This is a genomic window from Brevibacterium sp. LE-L, from assembly GCF_050214925.1.
Classification (GTDB): Bacteria; Actinomycetota; Actinomycetes; order Actinomycetales; family Brevibacteriaceae; genus Brevibacterium.
In genome coordinates this window covers 463,964-482,154 of the sequence record NZ_CP189759.1, presented here as the reverse complement: position 1 = coordinate 482,154, position 18,191 = coordinate 463,964, and the positions used below count along the sequence as shown (strand labels likewise).

General features: G+C 67.0%; 16 protein-coding genes. 10 read left to right on the top strand and 6 right to left on the bottom strand.

Annotated elements, in window-relative coordinates; translation table 11 throughout:
- Positions 1-127: 127 nt before the first annotated feature.
- The gene (locus ACQE2J_RS02125; protein WP_426936969.1) at positions 128-1,303 is read right to left on the bottom strand and encodes a CaiB/BaiF CoA transferase family protein; all 1,176 of its coding nucleotides are present in this window, start codon (positions 1,301-1,303) and stop codon (positions 128-130) included.
- A 340-nt stretch (positions 1,304-1,643) separates the two neighbouring features.
- Here ACQE2J_RS02125 and ACQE2J_RS02120 point away from each other — a divergent pair, with 340 nt between their 5' ends.
- Positions 1,644-2,678, top strand: a complete 1,035-nt coding sequence (locus ACQE2J_RS02120; protein WP_135541772.1) for an agmatine deiminase family protein — start codon at positions 1,644-1,646, stop codon at positions 2,676-2,678.
- Positions 2,679-2,849: 171 nt separating this feature from the next.
- Positions 2,850-3,260, top strand: coding sequence for a hypothetical protein (locus ACQE2J_RS02115; protein WP_135541770.1), 411 nt, complete (start codon positions 2,850-2,852; stop codon positions 3,258-3,260).
- Positions 3,261-3,285: 25 nt separating this feature from the next.
- On the opposite strand, the gene cls is transcribed toward ACQE2J_RS02115, so the two are convergent.
- A complete protein-coding gene (gene cls / locus ACQE2J_RS02110; RefSeq protein ID WP_135541768.1) occupies positions 3,286-4,782 on the bottom strand; it encodes a cardiolipin synthase in 1,497 nt (498 codons plus the stop codon).
- A gap of 286 nt (positions 4,783-5,068) precedes the next feature.
- On the opposite strand from cls, the gene ACQE2J_RS02105 reads away from it, so the two are divergent.
- Positions 5,069-5,770, top strand: coding sequence for an NUDIX hydrolase (locus ACQE2J_RS02105; protein ID WP_135541766.1), 702 nt, complete (start codon positions 5,069-5,071; stop codon positions 5,768-5,770).
- 2 nt (positions 5,771-5,772) lie between these two features.
- On the opposite strand, the gene ACQE2J_RS02100 is transcribed toward ACQE2J_RS02105, so the two are convergent.
- A complete protein-coding gene (locus ACQE2J_RS02100) occupies positions 5,773-6,642 on the bottom strand; it encodes an enoyl-CoA hydratase-related protein (protein ID WP_135541764.1) in 870 nt (289 codons plus the stop codon).
- Positions 6,643-6,749: 107 nt separating this feature from the next.
- Positions 6,750-8,033 (bottom strand): MFS transporter, encoded by a 1,284-nt coding sequence (locus ACQE2J_RS02095; RefSeq protein ID WP_135541762.1) that lies wholly within the window; start codon positions 8,031-8,033, stop codon positions 6,750-6,752.
- A gap of 197 nt (positions 8,034-8,230) precedes the next feature.
- Here ACQE2J_RS02095 and ACQE2J_RS02090 point away from each other — a divergent pair, with 197 nt between their 5' ends.
- The 3 genes from ACQE2J_RS02090 (at position 8,231) to ACQE2J_RS02080 (ending at position 10,883) form a co-directional block, all read left to right on the top strand.
- On the top strand, positions 8,231-8,632 hold the full coding sequence (locus tag ACQE2J_RS02090; RefSeq protein ID WP_135541760.1) for a TM2 domain-containing protein: 402 nt from the start codon (positions 8,231-8,233) through the stop codon (positions 8,630-8,632).
- Positions 8,633-8,710: 78 nt separating this feature from the next.
- Entirely contained in the window at positions 8,711-10,294 is a 1,584-nt protein-coding gene (locus ACQE2J_RS02085; protein ID WP_135541758.1) for an FMN-binding glutamate synthase family protein, read from the top strand.
- 19 nt (positions 10,295-10,313) lie between these two features.
- Complete coding sequence (locus tag ACQE2J_RS02080) at positions 10,314-10,883, top strand: dienelactone hydrolase family protein (protein WP_135541756.1); 570 nt, start codon at positions 10,314-10,316, stop codon at positions 10,881-10,883.
- 100 nt (positions 10,884-10,983) lie between these two features.
- Here ACQE2J_RS02080 and ACQE2J_RS02075 read toward each other — a convergent pair whose 3' ends face one another.
- Positions 10,984-11,787: a 3-oxoacyl-ACP reductase gene (locus tag ACQE2J_RS02075; RefSeq protein WP_205683382.1), complete on the bottom strand. Its 804-nt coding sequence runs from the start codon at positions 11,785-11,787 to the stop codon at positions 10,984-10,986.
- Between the two features lie 214 nt (positions 11,788-12,001).
- On the opposite strand from ACQE2J_RS02075, the gene ACQE2J_RS02070 reads away from it, so the two are divergent.
- The 4 genes from ACQE2J_RS02070 to ACQE2J_RS02055 all read left to right on the top strand — a co-directional run bounded on the left by ACQE2J_RS02070 (position 12,002) and on the right by ACQE2J_RS02055 (position 17,974).
- A complete protein-coding gene (locus ACQE2J_RS02070) occupies positions 12,002-13,012 on the top strand; it encodes a hypothetical protein (protein ID WP_135541754.1) in 1,011 nt (336 codons plus the stop codon).
- A 125-nt stretch (positions 13,013-13,137) separates the two neighbouring features.
- A complete protein-coding gene (locus ACQE2J_RS02065; RefSeq protein ID WP_135541752.1) occupies positions 13,138-14,166 on the top strand; it encodes a 3-oxoacyl-ACP synthase III in 1,029 nt (342 codons plus the stop codon).
- Between the two features lie 8 nt (positions 14,167-14,174).
- Positions 14,175-16,928 (top strand): alpha/beta fold hydrolase, encoded by a 2,754-nt coding sequence (locus tag ACQE2J_RS02060; RefSeq protein ID WP_135541750.1) that lies wholly within the window; start codon positions 14,175-14,177, stop codon positions 16,926-16,928.
- A 77-nt stretch (positions 16,929-17,005) separates the two neighbouring features.
- The gene (locus tag ACQE2J_RS02055; RefSeq protein ID WP_135541749.1) at positions 17,006-17,974 is read left to right on the top strand and encodes an NAD-dependent epimerase/dehydratase family protein; all 969 of its coding nucleotides are present in this window, start codon (positions 17,006-17,008) and stop codon (positions 17,972-17,974) included.
- Here the strand turns inward: ACQE2J_RS02055 and ACQE2J_RS02050 are convergent, their stop codons facing one another.
- Positions 17,975-18,190, bottom strand: a complete 216-nt coding sequence (locus ACQE2J_RS02050) for a ferredoxin (RefSeq protein WP_167854476.1) — start codon at positions 18,188-18,190, stop codon at positions 17,975-17,977.
- Position 18,191 lies beyond the last annotated feature (1 nt).

Here is an 18,191-nt window from a genome sequence, read left to right as displayed (position 1 = left end):
CCGGCGGCACCGGGATTCGGGGCGGCGCCCAGACATCCGCGGTGACAGCACACAGTGACTAGGGTACTTCAGCGGCAAGGGACTTTTCCCCGGTCCGTGCCCGATCACGGCCGCCGGTGATGCCTGCCTACTGCAGCGAACGCAGCCAGTCCTTGACCGCCTCGGTCGACTCGCCGAGCGTCGGCGGTGCCAATTCGTAGCTGGCCGGGGTCTCGGACAACCGGATCGGGTTGGCCACGGTGGGGATGACACGATCCCCTTCGCCCGCCTCGGCGACGGGTTGAAGTCCCAGCGTCGATGCCAGGTCCACGCCCTGAGCGATCGAGTTGATCGGCGCGCAGGGCAGCCCCGCCTCGGTGAGGATGTCGAACCATTCCTGGTTCGTCTTCTCACTGAGTGCGGCGATGAGTTCGGGGTCGAGTTCCTCGCGGTGGACGTTGCGATCGGCGAAGTTCGCGAACCTTTCGTCGCTGGCCCATTCGGGGTGGCCGAGCACCTCGGCGAGGCGGGCGAACTGGTTGTCGTTGCCGCAGGCGATGATGATCTGCCCCTCGGCCGTGGGCATCGGCTGATACGGGTAGAGACTCGGATGCTGGTTGCCCATCGCCTGCGGCACGACGCCGCCGGCGACATACGCCGAGGTCTGGTTCGCCAGGCCCGACAGCGCCGAGGACAGCAGGTTCGTCTCGACCAGCTGGCCGATGCCGGTGTCCTTGCGGTGGGCGAGCGCGGCGAGGATGCCCACCGTCGTATGGAGTCCGGTGATGACGTCGACGACAGCGACACCGGCCTTGACCGGGCCCGACTCCTCCGAGCCGGTCACCGACATGAACCCGGACAGCCCTTGGATGAGCAGGTCGTAGCCCGGCAGCGGATTGTCACGACCGAAACCGGTCACCGAGGCGTAGACGATGCCCGGGTTCACCGCGCTCACCGTCTCGTAGTCGAGTCCGTACTTCGCCAGTCCCCCGGCCTTGAAGTTCTCGACGAGGACGTCGGAGGCGGCGGCCAGCTGCTGTGCGAATTCGAGATCCTCGGGATCCTTGAAATCGAGGACGACCGAGTGCTTGTTCCGGTTCGCCGTGAGGAAGTACGTCGCATCGTCCCCTCGCCGAGGCGGCGCCCAGTGACGCGTATCATCGCCGGTCCTGCCCTCGACCTTGATGACCGTGGCCCCGAGATCGGCGAGCATCATCGTCGCGTAGGGTCCGGCCAGGACGCGGGAGAAGTCCGCCACGACCGTCCCGGCCAGAGGTCCGCTCCCCTGCCGCCCGAAAGGTTCTTGGACTCCTGCTGTTTCCACCTGCTGCCTCCCTTGGCACGACCGACTTTCCTGTCCTCAGGCAGACTATACGGACCGAGTCGCCCGGCCCACCCGACGGGGTCGCCGGTTGTCGGGAGAGGCCGAGGCGCGGCAGGACCGGAGGCAGGAGAGCGGCGGAGGCCAGGTCGGGAGAGCTGCGGATACCGTTCCGGGCGGGCAACGGTATCCGTCGGCCGCCTCGGCGACGATCTGGCTAGAATCAGCGGTACGATCGCCGATCACGACCAAGCGGCAGATTCCACGGCTGCGGCGCGGAGCCCCGAAGGACCGGGTCGCCCGCCCGACCGTGCTCGACCGGACATCAGCGAAGGGACGAACGATGACGTTGCACATGCCCGCGGAGACCTCCGCCCAGGACCGGGTCTGGATGGCGTTCCCATCCTCCGGCTACGCTCTCGGCGACACGGAGGCCGACGCCGAAGCCGCCCGCGCCACCTGGGCCGCCGTTGCCCGGGCCACCAGCGAGTTCACCCCGGTGACGGTGGTCGTGACCAGTGCACAGACCGAGCGTGCCAGGCGCCACCTCGGCGAGGGGATCACGCACCCGATCACGATCGTCAACGCCGCACTCGACGATGCGTGGATGCGTGATATCGGGCCGAGCTTCGTCGTCGACGACGAGGGCCGGCTGCGCGCGGTGGACTGGGTATTCAACGGGTGGGGCGCGCAGGAGTGGGCGAGCTGGGATCACGACGAGCACATCGGCGAGTTCGTCGCGGATCTGGCCGGCACCCCGGTGGTGTCCTCATCGCTGCGCAACGAAGGCGGTGGGTTCCACGTCGACGGGAAGGGCACGGTGCTGGCTACCCGCAGTGTGCAGCTCGACCCGGGTCGGAACCCGGGACTGACCGAAGCCGATGTCGAGGCCGAATTCGCGGCCACGATCGGGGCGAAGAAGGTCATCTGGCTCGATCGCGGGCTGCACCGCGACAACCAGACCTTCGGCACCCGCGGGCACGTCGACATCGTCGCCACGATGCCCAGTCCCGGCGTCGTCCTCGTCCACGATCAGCGCGATCCGAAGCACCCGGACTACGAATTCAGTCGTGCGCTCATCGCACAGTTCTCCGCCGAGACCACCGCCGATGGTGTGCCCTTCGAAGTGGTGCCGATCCCCGCACCCGAGGTGCTGCGCGACGAGGAGGGGTGGGTCGACTACTCCTATGTCAATCATCTCGTCACCAACGGCGGGGTCATCGCCTGCACCTTCGATGATCCGATGGACGCCGAGGCGGCCGCTGTGCTCGAGCGGGTGTACCCGGGTCGCAAGGTCGTCGGGGTCGATGCCCGCGAACTCTACGCCCGCGGCGGCGGCATCCACTGCATCACTCAGCAGCAGCCCACCGTCGGCTGATCTTCGACGCTCGGGGCATCGGCTGCGCAATCCATACCCCACCGGGCACTGCACGGTATAAGCTGGTGGGACAGGACACAGCGCCCATGCGCTGATCACCGAGAGGCTCGGATCTGTGCCGCACAGCAGTGCGGCAGACAGTGTCGGCAAACTGCGAAGAGGAGCATGACCATGAAGAAGAGATTGATTCTCCTGGCCGGTCTCGGAGTCGGATTCATTCTCGGATCGCGCACCGGACGCCAGAGCTATGAACGGCTGAAGGCCCAGGCCCAGGATCTGTGGACCGATCCGCGAGTCCAGGACACCGTCGACAGGGCCAACCAGTCGCTGCGTGAGAAGTCACCGGCCGTCGCCGACGCCGTCCAGACCGCGGCCGACAAGGTCAATGCCGTGGCGTCGACGAGCACGCTCGTCTCCGAATTCGACGGTGACGAGGACGGCTCGTCCGCGCAGGACACCGCCGCGAAGAGCACCACCGCTTCGCCGAAGCACACGCCGTCGCCGAAGGCCAAGGACACAGTGGCCGATCCCGAGCGTCACCTCGACGACGAGGGCCCCGCCGGAGTCGCCGACGACGACTGAGCAGCGGCACGGTAGCCGGCTTCGTTCACAGCAGGGAGCTCGTCAGTCGGGCCACGTTCTCGACGTACTTCTCCAGCAGTGACCGGCTCGCCCATTCCTCGGAGTCGAGTTCGACGGAGTTCGGGGCGTAGCGTTCGGCCTCGAGCTCGTACATGCGCTGTGTGAACTCACGATTGACGATGAACATCGTGACCTCGAGGTTCATCGCAAAGGACCGTTCGTCCATGTTCGAGGAACCGATGATCGAGACTTCGTCGTCGATGATGAGGAACTTCGAGTGCAGCACCGTCGGCGCGTGGTACATGAAGATCCGCACCCCGGCCCGAACGAGTTCGTCATAGTAGGACTGCTGCGCTTTGTGGGTCAGCCAGTGGTCGCTCGTCTCACCGACGTAGAGGCGCACCTCGACACCCGAGCGCGCCTCGGTGGTCAGTGCGTGCAGCAGCGACTCGTCGGGCACGAAATACGGTGAGCACACGACGACGCTGCGATTCGCGTTGTAGATGAGGTGGTTGAACAGTCGCAGATTGTTCTCATCCTCGAATCCCGGTCCCGAGGGCACGACCTGAGCCTGGATGCCGCCGGAGTCGGGGGCATCGAGGTCGAAGCTGTCGGGTTCGTCGACGATCTCGTCGGTCTCCGAATACCAGTCGGTGATGAACACGGCATCGAGCTCTTCGACGACCGGGCCGCGGCACTCGAGCGAGAGATCCTTCCAGCGGAAGCCCTTCCGCCGGTTGCGCGCCTTGTTGTAGGAGCGGTCGATGATGTTCTGCGAACCGGTGAACGCAAGATCCCCGTCGACGACGAGGATCTTGCGGTGATTGCGCAGATCGGGCCGCTGGTACTCGCCCCGCCACGGTCGAATCGGCAGGGCTCGACGCCAGCTGACGCCCGAGGAGTCAAGCCTCTTGACGAGCTCCGAATACCCCGGATACCCCAACGAGCCGACATGGTCGATGAGGATGCGCACCCGCACCCCCCGCGCATGCGCGGCCAGCAGGGAATCGAGCAGCCGCCTCGTCGTGTCGTCGATGGCGACGATGTAGAACTCGAAGTGCACGAATCGCGTCGCTTCGTCGACGGCGTCGGCCATCGCCTCCATGCAGGCGTGATTGTCGACGTGGAGCTCGAAGTCGTTGCCGTGGGTCATCGGCAGGGCACCGAGGTCGAAGTTGAGCTGCGCTGCGGTGCTCAGCGGTTCGGGCATGTGGTCCTTCTGCCCGAGGATCGGCCGATTCCGGATCTGGTCACGGATGAGGGCATTCATCTGCGACTGCTTGTCCCGCCGCCGCTTCGGCAGCTTCGCCGAGCCGAGCAGCAGGAACGCCGCGACGCCGACATACGGGATGAGGAAGATCGCGAGCAGCCAGCCCAGTGCCACCGAGGGCCGGCGGTTGTGCGGAATCCATCCGAGCGCAATGATGCGGATGAGGAGATCGATCAGCAGAAGGGTGATGATCACCCAATTCGGCCAGGCCGAATTGATGTTGAAGAGCGGATAGATCCCGAAACTGCTCATATATCGCCTGTTCAGCCCCGCCCTTGTTCGTCACCGGTGGGGTCTTTCACCTCAGGTTGAGGAATTCGCATTGTGCACTATCGTATCGTGCCGAGTCTGCGGCCACACCGGCACATCCCCTCTGACCACGGACATCATCCGTCCGCGCCCCTCGGTTGCACTGTGCCGCCCGGCCCCGGTCCTACCCGAGCAGGGCTCCGGCGTCCGCGACCCCGGTTCCGCCTCGGCGAGGGTGCGCGGGCATACTGGAAGACAATGACAAGTGGCGAAAGCGAAGGTGCTGACCGTGATTCGAGACATCAGTCCTGAGGGCTCCGACCGTTCGGATGTGGCCGACAGCGCCAGCCGCGGCCCCGACGTCATCAACGCGGAGTCGGTGCCCGTCAGGCCCGCCGTGAGCGTACTCATGCTCCGCGACGGCGCCGAGGGTCTCGAAGTCTTCATTCAGCACCGGGTCTCGACGATGGACTTCGCCGCCGGTGTCGTCGTCTTCCCCGGCGGCCGCGTCGACCCGATCGATGCGCAGACCGCCTCGACGATCACGGTCGCCGACCCGATCGTGCACACGTCCGCCTGGTCACGCTCGACCATCGCCGAGGAGGCTGAGGGGTGGCGGGTCCTGCTCGCCGCCGCGGTGCGTGAGGTCGAAGAGGAGACCGGTGCTGTGCTCGATCCGGCCGGGCTCGTCCCCTGGGCCAACTGGGTGACCCCGCTGGGCCGCCCCAAACGGTTCGATACCTATTTCTATACGATCGCCGCCCCGGAGCTCGACGCTGCCCAGCACCAGACGACGGAGGCGCACACGAGCGAATGGCGTTCGGTCAGCGGCATCCTCGCCGACGAGGCTGCGGGCCGGCTCAAGCTCATGCGTCCGACGTTCGTTCTGCTGCGGCAGCTCTCGTCCTTCGCCTCCGTCGTCGAGGCGCTCGGAGCCGAGCGGACCATCGATCCCGTCCGCCCGGAGTTCCCTTCGATCCGCGGGTCCTGAGGTCAGCGTTTCGCGCGCGCCTTCATCGCCGCCAGCCGGGTCGCCACAACCTGTTTCTGCTCCTCGGTGCCCAGCAGCTGTGCCAGCGCCTCCTGTTCGGTGTCGAGGCCGACGCTGAGTTCGGAATCATAGGACAGGTCGACGAGGCGCTTCGCCCACACGAGCGCTGAGCGTGACTGTCCGGCGATCTGTGCGGCCAATTCTCGGGCGCGGGCGATCGGGTCGTCGACGAGTTCTTCGACGAGGCCGATGCGCAGGGCCTCCTCGGCACCGATCGTGTCCGCGGTGGCGATGAGCTTCTTCGCCTGACCGGGGCCGACGAGTCGTGGCAGCAGCTGGGTGCCGCACATATCGGGGATGATGCCCCAATTGAGTTCCATGAGCGAGAGCTTCGCATCGGGCCCGGCCACCCGGATGTCCGCACCGAGGGCGATTTGCAGGCCGCCGCCGAGAGCAGGTCCGCGGACCGCGGCGATGACGGGCACCTCGACGAGCGACCAGATGTGCACGGCCTTCTGCGCCAGCGCCCGGGCGGAGCCGAGGCGTTCGCCGATGTGGACGGCGGAGGACCCGGAGCCCGTGCCCTCGGCCCGGCTGTCGGATTCCTCCTCGGCGGTCGAACGGGTCGCGGTCCCCTCCTCGGCGATCCGGGTGAGTTCGGTGAAGTCGAGGCCAGCGCTGAACGCGCGTCCCCGACCGGACAGGACCACGGCCTTGACCTCGGCGGAGTCTCGCAGCGCCAGTCCCACCTCGACGAGGTCTTCGAAGACCTCACGGGTGAGCGAATTGAGCTTCTCGGCGCGGTCGATCTCGACGTGGGCGACGCCGTCGGCGATCGAGCAGACAACGGTCGAATGCGTGGTCTCGAGCATGGGAGGACCTTTCGAAGGCAGGGCCGGCACTCATCGGTCCGGCATCGGCATGGCACCGGCCGGTCGCCGTGGGCCCGGCGGGGATTCCGGCGGCCCTGAACGACCGATCAGCGGCGTTTCTTGAACCCTATCGGAGCTCCGGTCAGCGTCAAGACCAGGACCGCGATGAGGGAGGCCGCGCACATCGCGACGACGCCGGGCCAGGCGAAGTCGACGAAGAGGACCGCCGACAGCCATGCTCCGAGACTCGTACCGAGGTAGTAGACGGTGAGGTAGATGGCCGCCGAACGGGTCGAGTCCACTCCGGGCCGGGCCGCACTGGCCGCTGCCGAGGCGCCGGTGTGCCCGAGGAAGAAGCCGGCGGTGAGCAGCGACATGCCGATGATGATGCTCGCGAGCGAGTCGACGAGGGTGGCCCCGGCCCCGGCGAGCGCGATGAGCATCCCGGCCAGAGTGATGTGCTGGCGTGGGAACTTCGTGGCCAGGCGGCCGTAGTACGTGGTGACGACGGTGCCGACGAGGTAGATGAGGAAGAACAGGGCGACCGCGCCCTCGCTCAGCCGCCACGGGTCCTGCTGCAGCCGGGTGCCGAGCATCGTGAACGACCCGCCGAAGACGATCATGCACAGGAAACCGGTGAGGTAGATCCGCCACAGTCCCCCGCTGAGCGGGATCACTCGCCGAGGCGGCCGCGGGGCACCGTCGCCCTCAGTCGTGGGTACGGGGTCGTCAGCGGTGGGTGCAGGGTCGGGGTCGGCCGCCTCGTCGACGGTCGACTCGGTGTCGAGGACGGCCCTGCTCCGGGCGGTTGCGAAGAGGTCGTGGCGCAGCAGCCAGACGACGATGAGGCCGAAGATCAGGGAGATCGCGGCGGTGAAGGCGAGCCCGCCGTGCCAGCCGAGCAGTTCGGAGGCCAGACCGGTGAGCAGTCGCGAACACAGTCCGCCGATCGTGTTGCCGGCGATGTAGACCCCGATCGCACCGGGCAGGGCCGCAGACGGCAGCCGCAGGGAGAGGTAGGCCATCGCCGTTGCCGGCACCGAGGCGATCGCCAGCCCCTGGAGGAAGCGGACGGCGATGAGCAGCTCGGGAGTCGGTGTGAACGGCAGGACGAGGGCGAGGATCGCTGCGACGATCACGCCTGCGCCGATCTGACGGGCATGGCCGATGCGCGGAGCGAGCATCGAGAACGGGATGAGGAAGACGGCCATCGCCACGTTCGTCGCCGAGACCGTCAGACTCGCCGTCGGTCCGTCGATGCCGTAGGCCTCGCGGATGGCCGGCAGCAGCCCCTGGGTCTCGTAGAGGACGAGGAAGACGGAGACTCCGGCCAGGAAGACCGCGACGACGGTTCGCCGAGTGCTCGTCGGACTCGGCTCACCTGTGCTCATGAGACCAACGCTATGCCTGCGGGGACCGCGACCCCAAACGCTTCCGGTCAGCGGCCCAGTCCGCAAAGGGGGATAACCCCATCGCCGAGGCGCCGCTCGGTTCCCTAGGCTGGAGCCATACCTTCGACGACGTCGGGTCCCCGGCGTCGACAGCATCGGACCCGGCACCGGCGAGCACAGGATGGGAGTCCACAGCGATGTCCGCGACCACCGAGATTCCCGCGATCTCTCCCGCCACTCCCCTCCCTCCGCTGGCTCCGGTCGGCATCGACGAGGCTGCCGACGATTCCGGCAACCGGTCGTTCGTCCTCACCTGGCTGCTGTCTCTGCTCTTCGGCTTCCTCGGACTGGACCGGTTCTACACCGGTCGGTACTCAACGGGCGTGCTCAAGGCGCTCAGCCTCGGCGGGTTGGGGATCTGGTGGATCATCGATCTCGTCATCGTCTTGGCCGGCGGCCTCCGGTACGGTCGGGCACCGCTGCGCGGTTTCGACCACAGCAAGGAGATCGCGTGGATCGCCACCGGGCTGACGATCATCGTCGCCTATTCGCTGCAGCTCGATGCGCTCGTCGGATCGCTGTTTGCCGGACTGCTCTGAATCTTCTCAGGTCAGCCTTTCCTGAAAACTCAGTCTCCTGGGTCTAGGCTCGAAGCCAGGACAGTTCAAGGAGGCACAATGAAACGGCAATTCCCCATTGTCCGGTTGGTCAGCGGCGAGTCGGCAGGCAAGCAGGTCGCCGGGCTGGCGGCGACCGCCTCGGCGATCGGACTCGGCGCCCTCGCCGCATGGGATCTGACTCAGAAGAAGCATTCGATCCTGCGCAACTACCCCATCGCCGGACATGCCCGATTCCTGCTGGAATCGATCCGGCCGGAGATCCAGCAGTACTTCATCGAACGCAACTGGGACGGTCGGCCGTTCAACCGCGACACCCGCACCACCATCTACGAACGCTCCAAGGGCACGCACTCCGAGCACGCCTTCGGCACCGAACGCGACGTCAACCGGACCGGCTATGAGGCGCTCATGCACTCGGCCATGCCGATCCCCAACCCGCCGCGTCCGCCCCGCGTGCACATCGGCGGCGAGGACTGCACCCAGCCCTATGACATCTCACTGCTCAACGTCTCGGCGATGAGCTTCGGCTCGCTGAGCAACAACGCCGTACGGGCCCTGAACAAGGGAGCGGCCCTCGGCGGGTTCGCTCACGACACCGGCGAGGGGTCGATCTCGCCGTACCACCGCGAACACGGCGGCGACCTCATCTGGGAGCTCGGCACCGCCTACTTCGGCACCCGCACCCCCGACGGGAAGTTCGACCCGGAGATCTTCGCCGAGAAGTCGAAGGACCCGCAGGTGAAGATGGTCTCGCTCAAACTCTCGCAGGGAGCGAAACCGGGCATCGGCGGTGTGCTTCCCGGACGGAAGGTCACCGAGGAGATCGCGGCGATCCGCGGCATCCCCGTCGGCAAGACCTGCATCAGCCCGCCCGGACACAGTGAGTTCTCGACCCCGATCGAGCTGCTTGAATTCATCCAGAGGATGCGCACACTCTCGGGCGGGAAGCCCGCCGGATTCAAACTCTGCATCGGATCGCGCACGGAATTCCTCTCGATCGTCAAGGCCATGGTCGAGACCGAGATCCTGCCGGACTTCATCATCGTCGACGGTTCCGAAGGCGGCACCGGTGCGGCACCGTTGGAATTCGAGGACAATGTGGGACTGCCGCTGACGCAGGGGCTGATGATCGTGCACAACGCGCTCGTCGGTGCCGGTCTGCGCACGAAGATCAAGATCGGCGCCTCGGGGAAGATCGCCACCGGCACCGACATCGTCAAACGTCTCATCCAGGGTGCGGACTTCACGAACTCCGCACGCGCGATGATGATGGCCATCGGCTGCATCCAGGCGCAGGTCTGCCACACCGGCAGATGCCCGGTCGGCGTGGCCACACAGGATCCGCGGCGAGCGCGCGCCATCGACGTACCCACCAAGGCCGAACGCGTACGCAACTACCACGATGGGGTCGTCGCCGAGGCGGTGCGCCTCATGGCATCGATGGGTGCCTCCGGCCCGGACGAGTTGGAGCCGACCATGCTGCGCCGCAACGTCTCCGCCTCCGACTCCTGGTCCTATGCCCGCCTCTACGACTGGCTCAAACCCGGCGAGCTCCTCGAGGATCCTCCCACGGAATGGGCCGACGACTGGGCGACCGCACGCGCCGACACCTTCACCATCCCCCACGGTCACAGCCGCTGACCGGCCGAGAGGAGACTCTATGACCACGCTCGTCCTGTTCCACTCGGCACTCGGTCGCACATCCGGCATGGATGCATTCGCCGAACGGTTCATCCTGGCCGGCCACGCCGTCCACACGCCCGACGTCTACGCAGGCAAGACCTTCACCGACGCCGAGGAGGGCGTCGCGTTCTCCCAGGAAGTCGGATTCTCCACGCTCGTGGACCGAGCGAAGGACGCCTGCGTCGACCTCGGCGATGAGATCGTCTTCGGCGGGTTCTCGCTGGGAGCCGCACTCGCTCAGCAGATGGGCAAGAACGATCCGCGTGCACGCGGGGCCATGCTCTTCCACGGCGGCGGCTTCCCGAAGCCGACCCGCTGGCAGGAGCAGGTGCCGGTCCAAGCCCATTTCTCCGTCGACGACTCGTGGCGCAGCCCCGGCACGATCGAGACCCTCCTCGAGTCGGCGACTCGAGCCGGAGCTCAAGCCGAATACTTCCTCTACCCCGGTGATTCGCATCTGTTCAGCGACCCGACGACCGCGGACCACCGGGAGACCAACGCCGAGCTGCTCTACGAGCGGGCCCTGACCTTCCTCGAACAGGTCTGAGACCCACCACCCGAGTCGTCTCAGCAACAGCGGCCCAGACACGAGGGCCCCGGGTCATCCGGCCCGGGGCCCCATCGTTCGATGTGAGACGTCGTCAGGTTCAGACCATGACGAGGCCGTTGTCGACGATGAGATTCTGCCCCGTCACCGCGCGGGAGGCCGGCGAGGCGAAGAACACCACCGCCGAGGCGAAGTCCTCCGGAGTGGTCACCCGCCGCAGAGCGCTGGCGGCGGCGATCTGATCGAAGACCTCCTCCGGCGTCGCCGAAGAGGCGTCGGTGGTGCGAAGCAGCCCTCCGGAGACCATGTTCACCCGCACCCCGGCCGGACCGAGGTCCTTGGCAAACGTCCTCGTCAGCGACAGCAGAGCCGCTTTGCCCGCCGTGTAGTCGTGATAGGGAACGACCGGGTCCTGGAACAGGTTCGTCCCGATGTTGATGACTCGCCCGGACCCGATATGCCGAAAACCGGACATCGCGGCCTGGACCGTGTTGACCGCACCCTCCACAGAACCGCGGAACTGGTCGGCGAAATCCGAGTAGTCGATCTCATCGGCAGGCTGGCGCTCATCTCCGTTGAAGGAGAAGTCCGCGAGCGCATTGTTGACCACCGTGGACACCGGCGCACCGAACTCCGCGGCCGCGGTGCGGAACATCGCGTCGACGGCACGCGAATCGGTGACATCAGCCGCGATGGCCTCGGCACGTCCGCCGCGGGCACGGACCGCCTCGGCGAGTTCCTCAGCGGTCTCTGCCGAGTACCGGTAGTTGATGACGAGGGCGGCCCCCTCGATCGCGAAGGCCTTCGCGATCGCCGAACCCAGGCCGCGCCCGGCTCCGGTGACGAGGACGACCTGCTCGTCCAGGGGCAGGGCCTCGGAGGTGAAAGCCTGGGCGTTGGTCATCGCGTGTCTCCTTCGAACGTCGGTGGGCAGGGCCGGCAGACCTGAGGGTCCGAGTCCTGCTCCCAGCCTACCCAGGAACCGCCGATTGCCCAGTCGAGGTCTCCTCTGCCCGACTCCGGCCCCTATTCGTCCACCGGCAGAACGTGCTCGAAGCGTCAAGAGTCCATACACTGACAGGACGACCACCGTTGTCCATTCCCAGGAAGTCACCCTTATGAACGAGCTCGGCGCCGGAATCTCCATCGGAGTCCTCGCAGCTCTCGTCGTCTTCGTCATCTACATGATCGGTGCGAAGCTCGGACGATGGCAGCCACGGCCCCAGTCAGGTCGACCGGGCACCCCAGGTGGCTACGGCCAGGGCGGCGACAACCTGCCCACCCGCCCGTGGAGCGGCGATGACGCGACCCGTGTGCTGCCCAACAGCGCCCACGGCTACGGCGACGGCTACGGCAATGGCTATGACGACGCCCGGGATGCCGACCTGCCGCGGGCCGCGAAGTCCGAGCTTGCGAGCAACATCCAGTACTCGGGGCAGATGGTCGAAGCGAACCGGCGGGCCGCCACGGCCGCGAACGGTGACACCCTCGCCGTGTTCACCTACATCTTCGGGGCCGCGCTCATCGCCGTCGTCGCGTTCGTATTCTTCAACAACCTCCTGTTGCCGGCGACCATCGGCGCGCTCACCGGAGCCATCATCTGTGTGGCACTGTCAGCGACCTACACGCTGAAGAACCTCGACTTCTGGCCGGACAATGCGACGATCTCGATCATCAACCTCATCGTGGCACTCGCCGCCTCGATCTTCATGTACATCGGCTCCGTGCGGACCGAACGCGACAATGTCAGTCTCGGCACGATCACCGACTCCTTCGAAGCGCTGCCGTTCAGCGAAGGCTTCTCCGCCTTCGCCGTCGCCATCGGCGACCGGGTCGTCACCTTCTTCAAGGACTTCGGGTTCTTAGGCTTCGTGTTCCTGCTGTTCATGGGCATCGGCTGCATCATCGTCTTCACCCTCGCGGCGAAGTCGCTCGTCGACGTCATGGACTGGCGGATCTTCGCCCAGTTCGGGCATTTCGTCACCGACCGGCCGATGTCCTATTCACGCGCCGTGCGCTTCCAGACATCGAAGGTCTCACACACTGTGACCTCGATTGTTCTTGCGATCATCGCCGTCCTCGCCGCCACTGGAATGCTCTACGACGGTTTCACCTGGTTCACGCGCTGATGAACATCTCAGAAACTGAGCGGTAAGATAGTCCAGGAATTCCCCCCGTCGTGTCGCGCCACGCGCGCGTCTCTGCGGTCCAGATCGACACCGACGAACGACCCGAAAAGGGATGAGTACCTCAATTGGCGAACGGCAACGCAACATTTCGGCACTCGAACGTGGCCCTGCTCGGCCTGACCGAGACGCTGGCCCCGAACGAAGTGACCTCTGAGGAATTCGACGAGCGCCTCGCCGATACCCTGTCCTCTCTCAACCTTCCGCAGGGCCTCCTCCAGCGGGTCGCCGGCGTCTACGCACGACGGAACTGGGACGAACCCCACCAGTTCGCCGACGGCGCGATCGCCGCCGGGAAGAAGGCCCTCGTCGACGCGGATGTCCCGGCCGAAGCCATCGGCCTCATGGTCAACACCTCGGTCACCCGCGAACATCTGGAGCCGTCTGTGGCCGTCGGCGTCCACGCCGGCATCGGCCTCGGCCCACAAGCGATGAACTTCGACATCGCCAACGCCTGCCTCGGCTTCGTCAACGGCATGACCCTGGCCGCGAACATGATCGACGCGGGCCAGATCGAATACGCCCTCGTCGTCGCCGGCGAAGACGCCTCCCGCGTGCAGGAGGCGACGCTGCGCCGCCTCAACCGCCCGGAGATCACCCGCGAGGAATACCTCAACGAATTCGCGTCCCTGACCCTGGGCTCCGGTGCCGCGGCCGCCGTCCTCGGACCGGCCGACAAACATCCGGAGGGCCATCGCGTCCTCGGCGGGATCACTCGTGCCGCCACCGAGCATCACGCATTGTGCGTCGGCGACCACAACGGCATGTTCACCGACACCAAAGGGCTGCTCTCCGGCGGGATGGAACTCGTCGTGGCTGCCTGGGAGGAAGCCTACGAGGCCGGCTGGGACTGGCGGGAGATGGATCGCTACGTCATGCACCAGGTCTCCGATGTGCACACGAACTCGATCACGAAGGCCGCGAACCTCGACCCCGACCGGATCCCCGTGTCCTACCCGGAACTGGGAAACGTCGGCCCCGCCTCCCTGCCCATCACACTGGCCCGTGAGGCCGCGAACCTCCACCCCGGCGACCGCATCCTGTGCATGGGTGTCGGCTCCGGCCTCAACACCGCCATGACCGAAATCGAGTGGTAGAAGAGTCCATGAAATATCCTGCACGGCCGGCCACGACTCCCCCGCAGCTGCCCGAGTGGGACCCCGCCTGGTCCCGAATCGTCGAGGCACCGACCTCCGACGGGACGCATGCGTTCCACGTGCTCGACACCCTGCCCGCCCTGCGCGCGGCCGGTGTGGAGCCAGCGGGCACCATCCTCGCCCTCCACGGCAACCCGACCTGGTCCTACCTGTGGCGACGGTTGGCACGCGCCACCGTCGACGCCGCCCGCTCCGGTGGCCGGGCCTGGCGACTCATCGCCCCCGACCAGCTCGAGATGGGCTTCTCCGAACGGCTCGACCATTCCGAGATGCCGACCCCGAAATCCGCTCAGCTGCGCCGGATCTCCGATCGCATCACCGATTTCGATGCCGTCGTCACGACCCTGCTCGCCGAGGTGGCCGACAGTGCCGCACCGAACGGCGGTTCCAGCGACCACCCGATCGTGACGATCGGCCACGACTGGGGCGGCGTGCTCTCGCTGGGCTGGGCCGCGCGCAACACGGATCTCGTATCGGCGGCGATCAGCCTCAACACGGCCGTTCACCAGCCCGAAGACTCCCCTGTCCCCGCGCCGCTGCGCGCCACCCTGGCCGGGCCCATGCTGCCCACGGCCACGGTGCTCACCGACTGGTTCCTGCGGGTGACGCTGAGTCTCGGCGATCTCGATGCCGAGACCAGAGCCGCCTTCGCGGCCCCGTACGCGAACGCGGAGGACCGGTGGGCGATCGGCAACTTCGTCGCCGACATCCCCGTCGATGGGAACCACCCTTCGGACCCCGAACTCCAGCGCATCGGGAAGGACATCGCCGCCTTCGACAAACCCGCGCTGCTCGTGTGGGGCCCGAAGGACCCCGTGTTCCTCGAGCGCTACCTGCGAGACCTGCGACAACGTCTGCCGCAGGCCGATGTGCACCGTTTCGAGACCGCCTCCCACCTCGTGAGCGAAGATCACGATGTCGCCGGTCTCGTCCTCGACTGGCTCGGCGCCCAGTTCGACACCGCTTCCGCGGCGAAGAATTCCGTCTCCGCCTCCGGGCCGGGCTCCACTGCCGAAGCGGACTCCGCGCCCGGAACAGACCCCGCGCCGATCCGGGCGGTCACGGCGATCCTCGATTCTCGCCGCGATGACGAGGCGATCGCCTCGGTGGACTTCGCGCAGAACCCCGCACAGCAGATCACCTGGCGGCATCTGTGGCATGTGACGACGTCGATCGCGGGTGGACTGCTCGACCTCGGGGTGAAGCCGGGCGACCGGGTGTCAATGCTCGTCGCGCCCGGCAACAACCTCACCGCCGCGCTCTACGCCTGCCTGAAGATCGGTGCCGTCGCCGTCGTCGCCGACGCCGGCCTCGGCCCGAAGGGAATGACCCGGGCGGTCACCTCGGCGGATCCGCAGTGGATCATCGGCGAACTGCCCGGCCTCGCCCTGGCCCGCGCCTTCGGATGGCCCGGCAGACGAATCTCGGTCACCCCGCTCGGCCCCGTCCGCTCCCGCCTGTTCAAGACCGAGACGAGCCTGACTGCGCTGTCGAAGACCCCGCACCGCGCGGAGCTGCCGACCCCGGCACCACACGACGATGCTGCGATCCTCTTCACCTCCGGTTCGACCGGCCCGGCCAAGGGAGTTCGCTATACGCATGCGGACATCTCGGCACTGGCAGCCGTGCTGACCCGGGCCTTCGATGTCCGAGAGGGCACGGGACTGGTCGCCGGCTTCCCGCCCTTCGCTCTGCTGGGACCGGCCATCGGGGCCACCTCGGTGACTCCGGACATGTCCGTGACGAAGCCGAAGACGCTCACGGCCAGCGCGATCGCCGATGCGATCATCGCCGGGCGCGCGACCATGGTCTTCGCCTCTCCCGCTGCGTACACGAACGTCGCCGCGACCGCCTCGGCGCTCGACGATGAGCAGAAGGCCGCCTGCGCTCGGGTCGAACTCGTGCTCTCGGCCGGGGCCCCCGTGCCGCTCGAGCTCATGGACGCCATCGCCGAGGTGTTCCCCAACGCCTCCATCCATTCGCCCTACGGCATGACCGAGGGGCTTCTGCTCACCGACATCGACCGGTCCGGGGTGGCCGAAGCCGATGCGACCGGCGGGCTCGGAGTGTGCGTGGGCTCGCCCATCGACGGCGTCGAACTCGCTCTGGCGCCCATCGACGCGACCGGCGACTCCGCCGAAGAGCTTCTCGAAGGTGATGCTGCCCGTAATCGGCTGGGCGAATTCGTCGTCAGCGCCGCCCATATCAAGTCCGGCTATGACAATCTCTGGCGCACTACCGCCGATTCGGCCCGTGATGACCTGCACGGTCTGACCTGGCATCGGACGAACGACATCGGCCACATCGACGAAGCCGGCCGCGTCTGGCTCGAAGGCCGCCTGCAGCACGTTGTGACGACTCCGCGCGGGCCCGTGGGGCCCGGCGGTCTCGAGGCACTCATCGACACCGACGCCGAGGTCAGCCGCAGCGCCGTCGTCGGAATCGGCCCAGACGGCACGCAGGCGCTCGTCGCCGTGCTCGATGCCGAAGGCACCGCGTTGGCACCGGGATTGGCGCCCTTGGAGCTGACCGCGCGTCTGCGCGAGCAGGTGCTCGACGTCAGCGGTCAGGACCTGACCGCGGTGCTTGTCGCGCCCGAGTTCCCCACCGACATCCGCCACAATTCGAAGATCGACCGTTCCCGCCTCGCGGCGTGGGCGGACAGCGTCCTGGCCGGTGGGCCGGTGCGCGGCAGGGTCTAGGAGCTGTCGAAACTGGACCGGTTCGCGAGCAGAGGTCATGTCCGAACCGGACTCGTCCCCGATCATGAGGAGCTGAAGTGAGAATCACCGTCACCGGAGCCTCCGGGCTGCTCGGTTCGTCCGTCGCCCGCGCGCTCGTGTCCGCGGGTCATACGGTGACGACTCTGCAGCGTCGCCCGTCCGGAGTCGCCGGGGCTGCGGATGTGCTGGGTTCGGTGACCGATGCCCAGAAGGTCGAGGAGGCGGTCACCGGCGCCGAGGCGGTCGTGCATTTGGCCGCGAAGGTTTCGATGATGGGCGACCCCAAGGACTTCGAGGCCGTGAACATCGGCGGCACCCGCACGCTCGTCGACGCGGCTCGAGCGGCCGGTGTGCCGCGTCTGGTCCACATCTCCTCGCCGTCGGTGGCGCATACGGGTGATTCGATCATCGGCGATGGGGCCGGACCGGCGTCTCCGGAATTCGCCAGCGGAGAGTACGCGCGGACGAAGGGGGCCGGTGAACGCATCGCTCTGGGTGCGGACTCCGCTGATTTCCGGGTGCTCGTCCTGCGCCCGCACCTCATGTGGGGTCCGGGTGACACACAGCTGACCGAGCGGGTCATCGACCGGGCCCGTGCCGGCCGGATGCCGGTGCTCGGATCGGGGGCGGCGCTCGTCGACACCCTGTTCGTCGACAATGCGGTCGAGGCGATCGTCGCCGCCGTGTCCGCGGTCGACACCACGCATGGTGAGTCTCTGGTGGTGACGAACGGTCAGCCGCGTCCGATCGGCGAGCTGATGTCACGCATTGCCATCGCCGGCGGCGCCGCGGAGCCGAAGCTGCGCATCCCGGTCGCCCCGGCCCTGGCGGCCGGTTCGCTGGTCGAGAAGGTGTGGGAGCTCGGCGAACACGATGACGAACCGCCCTTGACCCGGTTCCTCGCCGAGCAGCTGTCGACCGCGCACTGGTTCGACCAGCGGCGGACGCAGGAAGTCCTCGGTTGGACTCCCCGAGTCAGCGTCGAAGAGGGGCTGGAGAAGTTGGCACAGCACTACCGACCCTGATCAGCGCGGAGGGATCTGATGCTCGTCGAGCTGGATCGCCTTCGACGGGCACAGGTACTCTGCTGCCCGGACGGCCTCCCGCTGCGATTCGGGAGGTGACGTGTCGTTGAGCTTCGCGAATCCCTCATTCTCGTCTGGGTTCGAAAAGACTTCGGGCGCGACGAATCCGCAGTTGCCGGACGCCACGCACATGCTCGAATGCAGTGTGATCTTCATC